11 protein-coding genes and 1 tRNA gene are annotated in these 12,506 nt (G+C 62.4%); 3 read left to right on the forward strand and 9 right to left on the reverse strand.

Annotated elements, in window-relative coordinates; translation table 11 throughout:
• Positions 1–23 precede the first annotated feature (23 nt).
• A complete protein-coding gene (locus NEZ08_RS10155; protein WP_298106486.1) occupies positions 24–5,237 on the reverse strand; it encodes an alpha-2-macroglobulin in 5,214 nt (1,737 codons plus the stop codon).
• Positions 5,238–5,502: 265 nt separating this feature from the next.
• On the opposite strand from NEZ08_RS10155, the gene NEZ08_RS10160 reads away from it, so the two are divergent.
• A tRNA-Arg gene (locus tag NEZ08_RS10160) sits at positions 5,503–5,579 on the forward strand.
• Between the two features lie 2 nt (positions 5,580–5,581).
• Here the strand turns inward: NEZ08_RS10160 and NEZ08_RS10165 are convergent.
• The 3 genes from NEZ08_RS10165 to NEZ08_RS10175 all read right to left on the reverse strand — a co-directional run bounded on the left by NEZ08_RS10165 (position 5,582) and on the right by NEZ08_RS10175 (position 7,493).
• Positions 5,582–6,682, reverse strand: a complete 1,101-nt coding sequence (locus tag NEZ08_RS10165; RefSeq protein WP_298106487.1) for a tyrosine-type recombinase/integrase — start codon at positions 6,680–6,682, stop codon at positions 5,582–5,584.
• Complete coding sequence (locus NEZ08_RS10170) at positions 6,679–6,864, reverse strand: hypothetical protein (RefSeq protein WP_298106488.1); 186 nt, start codon at positions 6,862–6,864, stop codon at positions 6,679–6,681. Before NEZ08_RS10170 ends, NEZ08_RS10165 begins: the two co-directional genes overlap by 4 nt.
• Positions 6,865–7,103: 239 nt before the next feature.
• A complete protein-coding gene (locus tag NEZ08_RS10175; protein WP_298106489.1) occupies positions 7,104–7,493 on the reverse strand; it encodes a hypothetical protein in 390 nt (129 codons plus the stop codon).
• Positions 7,494–7,755: 262 nt separating this feature from the next.
• Here NEZ08_RS10175 and NEZ08_RS10180 point away from each other — a divergent pair, with 262 nt between their 5' ends.
• Together NEZ08_RS10180 and NEZ08_RS10185 are read left to right on the forward strand one after the other, a co-directional pair.
• On the forward strand, positions 7,756–8,040 hold the full coding sequence (locus NEZ08_RS10180) for a hypothetical protein (RefSeq protein ID WP_298106490.1): 285 nt from the start codon (positions 7,756–7,758) through the stop codon (positions 8,038–8,040).
• A gap of 190 nt (positions 8,041–8,230) precedes the next feature.
• On the forward strand, positions 8,231–8,512 hold the full coding sequence (locus NEZ08_RS10185; protein ID WP_298106491.1) for a hypothetical protein: 282 nt from the start codon (positions 8,231–8,233) through the stop codon (positions 8,510–8,512).
• 87 nt (positions 8,513–8,599) lie between these two features.
• On the opposite strand, the gene NEZ08_RS10190 is transcribed toward NEZ08_RS10185, so the two are convergent.
• The 5 genes from NEZ08_RS10190 to NEZ08_RS10210 all read right to left on the reverse strand — a co-directional run.
• Complete coding sequence (locus NEZ08_RS10190; protein ID WP_298106492.1) at positions 8,600–9,403, reverse strand: hypothetical protein; 804 nt, start codon at positions 9,401–9,403, stop codon at positions 8,600–8,602.
• 108 nt (positions 9,404–9,511) lie between these two features.
• Complete coding sequence (locus NEZ08_RS10195; RefSeq protein ID WP_298106493.1) at positions 9,512–11,392, reverse strand: hypothetical protein; 1,881 nt, start codon at positions 11,390–11,392, stop codon at positions 9,512–9,514.
• Complete coding sequence (locus tag NEZ08_RS10200; RefSeq protein WP_298106494.1) at positions 11,389–11,634, reverse strand: hypothetical protein; 246 nt, start codon at positions 11,632–11,634, stop codon at positions 11,389–11,391. Before NEZ08_RS10200 ends, NEZ08_RS10195 begins: the two co-directional genes overlap by 4 nt.
• Before the next feature lie 152 nt (positions 11,635–11,786).
• Positions 11,787–11,990, reverse strand: a complete 204-nt coding sequence (locus tag NEZ08_RS10205) for a hypothetical protein (RefSeq protein ID WP_298106495.1) — start codon at positions 11,988–11,990, stop codon at positions 11,787–11,789.
• 90 nt (positions 11,991–12,080) lie between these two features.
• Positions 12,081–12,506: hypothetical protein (locus NEZ08_RS10210; RefSeq protein WP_298106496.1), on the reverse strand; the 426-nt coding region annotated here is incomplete at its 5' end.

Here is a 12,506-nt window from a genome sequence, read left to right on the forward strand (position 1 = left end):
ATTGGTTTGCTCGACCTCAGCGCTCATTTGGCGGAACGCACCTCAACCGAACCTGTGCCGGTGCGGCCATAACGCGACGGATTGTACATGTCCTCGACATAGGCCTGCGGCAGCACATATTTGCCCGGAGACACCGCCCGTACCACATAGGCAACCGTAAAGATCGCGTTATCATTGGCCGTCCGATCAATCGCCGCCGTGAAGCGGTCGTCGCGGAACTCGGTGTTTTCCGGCTCCTCCCCGTCCTCGATCCAGGAGAGCGTTCCGGTATCGCCCGACGAAACGATATGCGGATTGTCGATCTCAAAGCCGGCCGGCAGATAATCCGACACCATGATATGACCGAATTCCGGCTTGGCCTCAGTAATCTTCAGGACCACCGCGAAGCGGTCGTTCTGCTTCACTTTCGAAACATCCGCTGGCTTGCCGTCGAGCGTGAAGTAATTGCGCTCGATATTGAATCCATTTGCGACAGGCGGTTCCGGCGTTTTCGGCGAACCGCCGACCGAGACGACGGTTTGAATGGGCGCATCCCCAGTATTGGTGATCCTGATCGGCTTGCCCGCCATCTCCGCAGCCTTGTAGCTGCGATAGAGTGCGGTCTTGATCGGGGCACCGTCAAAATCGAGCGCCATGGTTTCCTTGGCCAGGGCGCGCGCCGCCAGAACCAACCAGGCGTTTTCCTGGGTCGAAGTGTACGGGCTCAGCCCGCGCGCGGCTTCAACCCGTGATACTGCCTGCATCAATGTGGCCTTCGGCGCATTACCCTCGCCGGCCAATGACACCAGCGCTGCCGCATCGCGCAGGGCGCTGCCGTAATCGGCCCGGCCGAATTCGATGACGGGCTTGGGCGCAAGACTGTCGACAGCGGCGGCGTAGACCCGCTCGGCCCTGGCCTTGTCGCCGACGAGTGCAAGCGCTGCGGCAAGCTGCGCTTTCGCGATCGGAGTCGCCAGGTTGTTCAGCTTTGTATCGGCAAGATAACGCAGGTCACCGATCGGCGCCGTGCCGTTACGGGCGAGCACGTAGAGACCGTAGGCCAGGTTCCTGCCGCCATCCTTTTCGGGCTCCTCGGAATTGACCACCGAATTGCGGATGCGGTCGAGCGCGCTGCGAAACAACACGTCGGGCACGGCGAATCCCTTTTCCCGGGCGCGGGTCAGAAAGTCCGTCACATAGGCATCAAGCCAGGCGTCATCCCCGCCGGCCGACCACAAGCCGAAGGAGCCGTTCGAGCCCTGCCTTGCCAGCAGGCGATCGATGGCATCGCGGATGCGTTGATCGATCGTGGTATCCATCGCCAGATGCGCGCCGGCCGCAAGATCGTTGACGTAAAGCAGCGGCATTGCGCGGCTCGTGATCTGCTCCGAGCAGCCATAGGGATAACGGTCCAGCGTTTTGAGGATCGTCGCCGCATCGAGCGCCGCGGAAAGATTTGCGGAGATCGAGACCGTACCGGTGCCGTCAACCAGATCGGAGAACATATCCGAGGTCAGCGTCAGGCTCTCGCCTTTCGCCAACGTCCGCACCGAACGCCGCGTGAGTACCTGTGTCGCAGCCTTTACATCCAGCGCGTAATGCCGGGTCAGGCTCATCCCGTTCGGCCCCTTGATATCGACGTCGAGCGCAGCCGTACCCGCGCCGCCGGCATCTAGCCCCAGCGACATCGATGAGCGCTGCTTGGCGGCGAGTTTCACTGACGGCTGGGGCCGGCCGCTGACCTTGACCGGTCCGGAAGCCTTGACGTTGACGGCGTAGTCGCCAGGCGCACCCTCGACATTGTCGAGATCAATGCTCATGGTGCCGTGATCTCCGGTCAGCAGGAAGCGCGGCAGCGTCGTTGTCAGCACGACAGGGTCGCGCACGGTGACATCAATTGTCGCGCGGCCGAGTTTGGTTGCGGTCCATGCGATCGCCATCACGCGCGCGGTACCGGCGAATTCCGGAATATTGAAACTGATTTCGGCCGTGCCGTCGGCGGCAACCGTCACGATGCCGGAATAGAGCGCGAGTGGTTTTTGGGTCGGAGGGCTGCCCTGCAACTCCGCACCGGCGCTGTCGCCGCCGGTCTTGAGCTGACCGCGCGTGCCCTGCATGCCATCGATCAATTGGCCGTAGACATCGCGGATTTCCGCCGTCAGGCGGCGCTGGCCCAGATAGTAATCGTCAGGTGCCGGCGGCTTGTAATTGGTGAGGTTGAGGATGCCGACATCGACGGCGGCCACCACAACCTTTGCGTCTTCACCCGGACTGAGCCCGGTCAGTTTCACCGGCAGCTTCAACGTGCCGTTGGGACGCACCAGCGCCGGCGGCGACAGGTTGACTTGAAGCGTGCGCGCCTTCTTGTCGATGCCGAACCACTTCAAACCAATGGCGCGGCCCGGCATGCGCGATGCTGCCGCATCGAGCGGCCGCCGCAGGGTCGCAACCACGTAGGCGCCGCTTCCCCAATCCTTGCCGACTTGAATCCTGACCTGGGCGGTGCCCTGCTTGACGTCGATCGTCTGCGTCGTCAGAAGCCGGTCGCCGAGAACGTTGATGGTCAACTTGCCGGCGGTTCGTGCGTTGACCGAAACGACCATGGTATCGCCGGACTGATATTCCGGCTTGTCAATTGAGGTCTCCAGAAGATCCGGCGAATCGGCGCTGCCGTCGGAATACCAGCCGACGTCGAATTGGACCGAGGTCAAAGGACCGTCGGTTTCAGTAGTCTTGACATCGAGGCGATAGCGTCCTGGCTGTGGCGAGAGAATAATGCGTGCCGGGTGGTCGGCCATGACCACCAGATCACCGTCGGCGACACGGCTGGTCGATTTGACCGGCTCGAACTCCCAGGAGGAGTTCTGGCGATACCATTGATAGCGGGTTTCGATCTTCAACAGTTCGTACCGCAAACCGTCGCGAGCCAACGGCCTGCCGTCCGCCGACACGAACACGACGTCGAATGCCGCCTTGTCGCCTTCAGCGACGTTGTTCTCGCCGAACAGCGGCTTGACTCCGATCATGGCTGAAGTCGGCGTCACCGGGAGGACGATCTTGCGTTCCACCGCCCGTCCGCCAGCTTCCGCCATGCGGATGAAAATCTGCGCCTCCTGCGGGCGGGTAGAGGTCGGCGCCGTTGGCAGGCTCACCGGGAAACGAGCGGCGCCGTTGGTGTCCGTTTCCGGAAGATCTTCAATCGGCGTTCGCTCGTTGCTGGCGTTCTCTTCATCGTCCACGCCGAACTGATAGCCGGGAAAGCCTGGCCGCTCGGCGGCCGTTGCCACCAGCATATCGCCTTCGAGTTGAAGGTCGGAAGCCGGTGCACCATAAAGGAAATGGCCATCGACCTTAAGCTCAGCCGGAGCATCCACCTTGATCTGCTTTTCCTTGGCCGTGACATCGAAGTCGATGCGCTCGGGAATATAATCCTCGACCATAAGGGTGGTTTCTCCGACCGAATTCCCCTTCGGATCGGTAAAAGCGCGGACCCTCCAGGTGCCGGCCGGAACGGCCGAATTGAGTGCCACCGCCAGCGTGCGGCCGCCCGCACCCTGATCCGGCAGCACGGCACGGCGGAATTCAACACCATCGGGCCGCTCGACAACCAGCGTCAGAGGTCCGCCGGAGACGGCGTTGCCCTGGCCGTCGCGCAACAGCGCCGTGAGATAGACGGTTTCGTTGGATCGATAGACGCCGCGTTCGGCGTAGACAAAGGCATCCGCGGCGGCCGGCGCGGCTCGGCCCGCAACCCCGCGATCCGACAAGTCGAACGCACTCGATTTCAGGCTGAGGAAGGCATAGTCCGCCTTATCCGTGCTCACGGTCAGCATGGCGGGGGAAAGCCCGCCTTCACCGCGGGCGAGACCCGCCTCGAACACGGCATGACCGCTGTCATCGGTCGTGCGCGTCGCCAGGATCTCGTTGTTTCGCGCGACGAGGCGGACTTCGGCCCTGGCCACAGCGTCGGTCGATGCCAGCGAATTCACGAAAACATGAATGCCATCATTGCCGGAGAATGCAGTCAGACCGAGGTCGGAGACAATGAACCATTGGGTTGCGAGGCCTCCATCGTCATCGCCCGTGTCGCTGCCCGGGCCCTTGGCCGTGGCAATCATCACGTAAACGCCGGGCAGCATCGTGCCGATTGCCTCGTCAACCGGAAAGGCTGTCGTGACGTCCTGATTGAGCGTCATGGCGGTTGCGAGCTGGCCGGACCAGACTTTGACGCCGCGCTCGTCGCCCAGATTGGAGAGCTCGTAGCGGCTCAGCGATCGCTGAAAATCGCCGTCGACCACGGTGTTGATCAGATTGCGATCGCCGATCCGGAACACCTCGACGGCCACTGAAGGAGTATTGACGCTAACCAGCGGAATGCCGCGCTGGCCGGTGCGCGGCAGCACATAAGCGCGTCCGGTGAAGCGGACAAACGGCTTGCGGTCGCGGACATAGACGTTGAACTCGGCGGACTTGGGCAGGCCTTCCCTGACGGTCGACGGCAGGCCGGCGCGCAGATTGATATTGTAGCGCTCGCCATGTTTCAGCCCGTCGACGCAGAGCTGCTTGCCTTCCGAACTCAGCGCAGGCTTGTCGTTGCCGGCGAGCGCAACAAACGGCGTGAAGTCGGTGCGCCTGGCCAGTTCTTCGGAAAACTGGAAACAGGCGCGCGGCGAGGCTGAATCGGAATCGATCGTGTAATCGAGCAGCCGGAAACCGTGCTCGTCCCGCATCTTCTCGTAACTGGCGCGCACATCAGCGACCTCGCGCAGGTCGAGCGAAAGCCTTAAAGCATCCAGCGCCGGTCGCCACAGCTTGCGCTCCGCCATCGCCCGGCCAAGCAGCGCGAGGGCATTGGCCTCATCGCTTGCGTTGGCCGCGCGTTGATAGGCGATATAGGCCGCGGTCGAGGCGCGTTCGAGCAGGAAGGTTTGCTCGCTGGAGGTTGCCGGTCTGATCTGGAAAATCGTACGGGCGAGCCGGAGCCAGTTGCCGCCGTCCTCCGGCGTTGTGGCGGCAATCTGTCCGAGGATTTGCAAGCCCGTTCGCATATCGTTGCGCCTGAAGGCCGCGTCGGCGTCGGACCTCAGAGCTGTCGCGGATTTGTTGACGGCGCTGGCTTCGGTCTTGATCTGGGCCTCAAGCTTGATTGCCGAATCGGCAAGGTCGTCGCGCTTGAAGGGCTTGTCCGCCGCCTGCGCTGAAATCAGCCCGAATACCAGCGACGCGCCAATAATTGCCGCCCGAATCAAACCGATCATGATGCCCCCGGTGCGGCGAGTGGGCCGCGGATTGAGAAGAAGTGCCCTAAAAGGTGACAGACCCGTGGCAGGGACCGCAGGTAGCGAAATAGCCCATGCCACATTTGTCGAAAGCCCTAAATGCCTTAAACCGGGCGCAGCCGTCCCGCGTTGGCCGAGACTGCCGATCTGCCCTGCCTTTGTCGCGACCGCGCTGAAATTGGTTCGGGTGCTGCCCGGATGGAATGCTAAATTTTCATATTCGGTGGTATAAGCCGCCCCAAGCGGTCCCATAGCTCAACTGGATAGAGTAGCGGATTTCTACTCCGCGGGTTGCAGGTTCGAGTCCTGCTGGGACCGCCACCTCATTTCCCCGCTCCAATGTTTTCAATTGGTTGAGCTACGTTTTGGCTCACGGGGTCAGACGGTGAGCCAATTCCTGTTCCCGAAATGAGCTTCGCTCCCTCTCGAGACATGCGTTTGCGGTTTGCCGTCTTGGTGTAGACCTGCGCCTGCGAGATCGACGTCCAACCGAACCACGCCATCAGTTGATGATCGGTGAAGCCAAGCTCCGCCAAGTATGTCGCGGCTGCCTTCCGCAAGCCGTGCGAAGTGCAGCGTTCCGGCAATCCGGCCTGCCGACAGATGTCGCGGAAGTAATTCCCAAAGCCCGCCGCGGTGAATGGCTTGCCCTGAGCCGTGATCAAGAACGTCAAGTGATTGCTCGCCGGCATCGCATCGATCGCAGCCTGAAGGCGCGGCATGATCTCTACGTTGAACGGCACGCCGGTCTTCTGGCGCCCCATCGTCATCATGCCGTCCCTGATATGTTGGCGTCCCATCCGGACGACGTCGCAGCGTGACTGTCCCGCCTGCAACAGAAGTTCGTAGGCCAGGCGCGCCCTACTCCCGATCGCGTGGTGTTTCTCGAACTGCTCGCATTCGGCGGTTTCCCACGGATGGTGACCGCCGGTGCGCGGCATGTTCGCCAGCCTAAGCTCGACGAGCGGATCTTTCGTCATCAGCTTCAGGGTAAGACAGTGATCTACCCATCCACGCCACGCCTTCACCCAGTTGCGCTGGACTGCCGGCGTCTTGCCATTGAGGATGTTCTGAAGCGCGGTGCCGTGCATCAGCGCGACGCGCTTGTCCCCGTGATCTTCGCGGAAGCGTTCGAGGATCGCCCGGCGGCTGTCCTGGGTGCTCTTGGCCAGCCCATCTTTGAAGGCGCTGGACTGGTAGTAGCCGACGATCGCGGCGTTGACGGTGCCCGGTTTGGTCCGCTTGGCGCCGATCTCAATCGGCTGTCGGCCCGCCTTCGCGGCATCATAGGCATCCATGAACTCGGTCGAACCGGGATGGCCGCGAAGCCTGATCTTCGGGTAGCCAGGCCGACGGAAATAGAAAACTGGCTTGCCGTGCTGCGTCTCGTAACCGTGAACGCCAGGCGGCAGCTTCCACTTCATTTCACATCGTCCCATTCGTTGGCATCGCTTTCAGGAGTGTCCTTCCCGGCCGCTCCAGCCACGACGACAATTTTCCCTGCCCGATCGATCTCGATGCGATCCACGTTGATGCCGGCGGCCACCGCGCCCTTAAGCGCTTTGGTGAGGTCTGCCTGCCGAAAAGTTTGCACGCCTCGTGACATTCTATTGTGCCCTATATATCCGGTTAAGTCCGCTCGGGGGGCTATAGGGTAGATCAGAATGGCCGAATCGCGAACCGCCGAATCGCGAAACCTGAATCTGTTTCAGCTTTTCGCAAAAAAACACGCGGTTGTGACCGCGCTACAACAGAAGAGCGCGGACATTTTGGAAAAAATTTCAGAAGTGCCCGCTGGATGAACCGGCGGGCTGTATCTGCGCTCCCGACGTCACGCCCTCTGGATTATGCCGCCTGGGCCGGGCGCGATTCGCGCGCGAGCTTCGCGAGAGCGCGGGTCACTGTGCGGAAAGCCGTCTCGTGCCAGTCCATCTCCCCGACGTCGAAAAGCCCGACGGCCGGCCCGTCGACAATGTAAGTCAGCATCGCGCTGGCGCCGGCGAGCGTCGTCGGCTCCGTCGTCGCCAACTCCCAGCCGCAGCGTTCGGAGGAAGCCAGGGCGCGGGCCAACTGCCGCTCGGCCGTCTGGTTATCTGGCTGCTCGTCGGCAGCGCGGGCCCGATCGAAAAATATTCGATTGGCGCCGTTGCACCGATCTAGGGCGACAGTGATGGGGTCGATCTTCTCCGATTTCTTTGCTTTCGCCGTGGTAGTTTTCCGCGCAGCCTTGGGCATCTGGATAGCTCCATGTCTAGGGTTAGGCCGGCCGCGGCGTCTTGACCCGTCGCGGTCGGCCGCTAAAAGCTAACACGAGAAAAACCGATGTCAAATCAATGGCTTCCTGAAATATTTTCAGGCGCTGAATTGATCCGCTAAGGCGGTGACACCAATGGGAGAACCTGTCGCCGAGCGGTTCTTCCCTGAAATAAATTCCGGTGCGAAAATTCAGGATCGCCGATGAGAATCGCGTGTGCCAGCGAGCGCAGAAAGGGAAGAGATGACCTCCGACCATGAACGCCAAAGCCGGCGCAAAGCGTTCGAGGCGATTGGTCCCGAGCAGCTGAGGCTTCGACTAGAACATCGACGCGCAGAGTACGGCGACGCATACAGCCGGGAGGCTGAGGTGTGGCTCCTTGAACAGGACGCCAAGAAAGCCGCGATCGAGCTCAACCGATTCAGAAAAGTGTTGACCTGGGCCATTGTTGCTGGCGTCGCCAGCGTCGTGGCGGCCATCGCAGGTCTCATAGGGGCATGGCCCGTTGTCAGAGAATGGATCAGATGAGGTGATTGCTGCCGCGACGTCCCCGCGCCGGTGCGTTATTTCGGTCGGGGTGTGGTGAGGTGCCTCTCGGACAAGGCGCGCCCTACGTGGCCTGCGGCCGGCCGAGCGCGCCGTCCATATCGCCGAGCGCAAGCGGATTTACGAAGAGATCCACGGCCCGGCGAAGGCGAACAGCGCCAGGGCGGCGAATATGGCGCAGGGCAAAGGTGACGTAACGGCAAACTCTGCCGTTACGTCATTCACCGAAGACACCGCCTTGAAGACAGGGCAGTCCGTGCGCAAGGTTCGGCAAGATGCCTACCGGGGCACGGAGATCGGCACCGCCGCGCTGTCGAAGGTGGTCGGCACCTCGCTGGACAAGGGCGAGGAACTGGACGCCTTGGCCGTCGCGGTCTCTAGCGGGCGAGCGGCGACACCATCTTGCAGGCGCACCGCCATTCGACCATCGGGCCGAATTCGTGATGGTGCATGACGCCGTTCGGGACGGACACCATCCAGCCGCAGCGCAACCAATCTGGTAGGTTGGGCCATGTGGCGTACGCAAAGAAGCGCTCGCCGCTCATGCCGCCCGCCGCATCGGCGCCGAGCTCTCCCGTGGGCGGCGCTGGGAACGGGCCCTCTCAACCTCCGCGGCTGAGATCTTCTCGCCGGCGATTATGCTGCTCTCGAAGCTGACTCGCTTGCTCGCCGGCAGCCTGGGTGACGACAGCGCGGCCAGCACCTTCCAGTTTCGAACCTTCAGGTAGATATCGGCACGGCCCGAATACACTTGGGCCACCCGGATCGCCTCGCTCGCCGTCTGCTTCGCGATGTCGCCCCGAAGCTTTTTGCACCTGGCCCCGAAGTCCCGGAGGTTCTTTGATCGCGATTTCAGTTCCGCCAACTTTCGACCCAACGCCATCAGCCTTTCGATCTCGGCAATGTGCTCGGGCACCGGAAGCGCGTCCGGCCCGAAAGCCTTCCAAAGGCGATTTTGAATCGAGATGCCGAGATACTCGGGCAGTGACGACTCGCGGAACAGATGAAGCCCTCGCATGGTCTCGAGGATCGATAACAGCGGGATGCGATCGAAGGCCTCAAGCCACCGCATTCCCGTTGCCGTCCACTGCGGTCGCATTGCCGAGTTCACCGCGGCAACAATAGGCGCGATCAACGCACCTGCATTGCCCTCGCTTTCGGTAATGGTTCGGATCAGAAACGTGAGGTGGCCGCGTCCATCACCATGGAAGTATTGACGGCGGCGAAAGATCTTCTCGAGCTCGCGCCTGGTCGCGATGTCGACCTGGACGTCGAGCGCGGCAAGTATCTCGCGAACCGGTTCGACGTCTGGATTCCACCGACGCGATGCTGCCGGAACCACCATGCAATGCCCCTTTAAAAGACTCAGCGCCGCCGCCGCTGTTACATCCGCAGATGCGGCGGCGCTGAGCTCCCCGTCCGCCGCCGAGGACCGCGGCGGAAACTCAATCCACTATTCGCCGCCCCCGTTGTATATGCCAAGGCCGTCGGCCGCCGGCGCCGTCGTTGACCATTGCAGCGCGTCGGTGAGCAGCTGGCTGATCGTTGACGCCAGCGTCCGCCCGTCGATATTCAAATCCAGTTTGATCGGCGCCAGTTGCGCCTTGGGTGCCGCGCCAGTCGCTCCCTGTTCACGTAACGCCCGTACGAAAGCCGCGGTCTCTGCCGGATCCTGCTTCGCGCCCTCGGCCTTTGAACGGGATTCCAAAACACCAACGCCAGCCCCTCCAATGCCGCCGCCCACCGCTCCGATCGCGGCCCCGACGGGCCCTGCAATCGCAAAACCCGCCGCAGCGCCAACCCCGGCACCCTCCAAAGCACGCCCGCCGACCAAGCCGTCGCTTTTGGGGCTACCCGGAATCAGACCGCGGATCGACTCGAGCATCGACCGAAAATCCTTGAGCGCCACGTTCACGCTCGGCAAAACGGTCTTGCCGAGTTCCATCATCGTGATGTTGAATTCCTGCATCGCCGTTCGCGCGCTCTGCACGGTCGAGCCCTGCTGATAGGATTCAACGAAGCCGGCATAGCGGTTTTTGAACGCCGGCGAGTTCATCTCCAAGCCTAGCCGGTTGACCTGGTCATAGACCGCCTCGTCGGCGAGCAGCGCAAAGCCGCCGCCGCCTTGGGCGCCGAACAGTGCGCGCTCGTAGGCCGCGCGCTTGGTCAGCGGAATGTCCTTGGCGTGATCGTGACCGATGCGAAGCATCTTGAACAGGTCAGGCTTGCCGTCGGTGAACCAGGTCGGATTGTCGTTGTCGTCGACCAGGCCGAACGCGCGCAAGGCCTCTTCGTGCTTTTTGAAGGCTATCTTACTCATCATCGACGTGCCCGGCATCGCCCGCAGTGCCATCTCGCGCAGCCACGTACCTGACTTGGTCGATGTGGCGCCGGCGCGCGTCAACGCGGTGCCGAGCAGGAGCGTCTGCATCGGGTCGATCTCGAGGCCTGACTGCAGGAGTGGTACCGCATAGCCGGCCGCGCGCTCGATTGAGCCCAGCGAGCCCGGATTGGCGGTCGACAGGAATGCGAACGCCGGCGCCAGGCGCTTGATCTCTTCCGGCGAATATTGCTTGGTCATGTGCGCGAGGCCGATCAGCGCCTTCATCGACTCTTCCGGGCTTTCACCCTTCAGCCGGCTTTCGATCGTGGCCGCGCGCAGCATCTCCGGCAGCACGTCGATTCCGCCGCCCGGAGTTCCTTGGAACATCCGGATTTCCTGCTTCGCGGACTCCGCGATGTCGTGCAGGCCATAGCCGGAGCTTGCCATCGCGTCCTGCAGGATCTTCCTGAACCGCGACCTGTTGGCGTCGTTCTGTTCCTGGCCGGAGTGGTAGATCAACTGGAAGACCGCGTCTTCCATCTCGGCGGCCTCATAGGCGCCGTAACCGAGCAAGCCTGCGGCCGCCGCCGCACCTCCGCGGAAGTTGACATGACCGCCGCCCGGGATCGGTACGCCGGGGCCACCGATATGCGCGCCACCGCGGTACATGCCAGAGCGTTGCGCCAGCGCCGCACGGCCGCCGCCACGTCCGGCCCCGCCACCGCCAGGCGGAGGCAGCCGAACCGCGCCGGAAGCGCCGGTCATCGCCGCGCGCGCTTCGCCGGCGCTCTTGGCGACGTTCTTCCAGGATGCCGCCAGCTTGTCGGTCTCGCCGATCGCGGTCGCAAGTCCGGCGTTAGTGCCTACGCCTTTCGTGATTTCTGCGAGGCTGGCGCGCGCCTTGTCGACCTCAGCGCGCAACTCCCGAACTTGCTTCAGGATCCGCGACAAGGCTGGGGAGGCCTCGTTTACGATTCGGAACACCGCCCCCACTTCAAAGGAAGTAATCATTGCAGCGTTGCTCCCTGGCAGTTCGAGCCTTCAATCTGCTGTTTGCACTTTAAAACCGTTCGCGTGAACGAAATCGAAATCATCTCGGCAGCCTCGGCGCCGACAGCCTCGACGAATTCGTCACGAAGCGTGTCGGCGAACTGAAGCAACGACTCCATCACCATAGGCGTCGGGATGCCGGCAACGGTCACCGCAAAGTTTCCGGCGAGCCGCACGATCTCCTGAATCATTTCATCCGTCATTCACGCTCCTGTAAGGAAGGTGGCCGGCGCCACTGGCCTCCGCAGCGCCGGCCGCGCACCTGGTCCGAAAGGAAAAGACCCGGTGCGGAAGAGAGCGCCGGCGGCAGATCACCAAAACTGCCGCCGGCTAACCGCCGTAACTCATGGCAAAGTCACGGGCGATGTTTCGGTGTCCAATCCTCCGGTGGCTGATCACCCTCAGGCGCCAAAACGAATCCTGAGACGTTGTGTAGAAAATGTTGCGCGACGTCGAAGGGCATCACCACGGTGCCGTCGAGGTCAACGCGGTATCGATTGGTGCCTTCGTTGGCTTCGTCGCAACCGCTCGGCGCGATCAGGCGCAAATATTTAGGCATCGTGGCGCCTTCCTCTCGCGATGAACTCGAGCAGAGCGTCTGCAACGGCGAGCGCGTGATATGCGCGCGCCAGGCTATCTTCCAGGCTTTTCATCGCGCCGGCACCATCGTGGCCGGGCGGGGCATCATCAGCGCGGCCTTGGTCAGCAGCAGCGCCCGCTCATCGGGCGCCATCCTTTCGAGTGCCGCGACCAACTCCTGCTCGGCCGGCGCGGCTTTGCCGATCGTTCCGTTGCCGGCGGCATCGTCCTCTTTCGATACTGCGATCAAGCCATATTGGCCGGCCGTCTTCGCTGGTAGCGGTTCGGCGAGAATTTCTTCGATGCGCTTGTTGAGCCGGTCGATCTCGGCGTCCTTTGAGGCGAACGCCTTCATGATGACGTTCGAAGCATCCTGCGGCGATGCCGCGACCGCGCTGGCGTGGATTCCCTTCTTGACCTTTGCGGCTGCTATGAACTCGGCGACCTCTTCCTTGGCCATGCCATTGAAGATGGCCAGGCCGTCCTTGAGCCAGCT

The organism is Bradyrhizobium sp. (assembly GCF_027451485.1).
Lineage (GTDB): Bacteria > Pseudomonadota > Alphaproteobacteria > Rhizobiales > Xanthobacteraceae > Bradyrhizobium.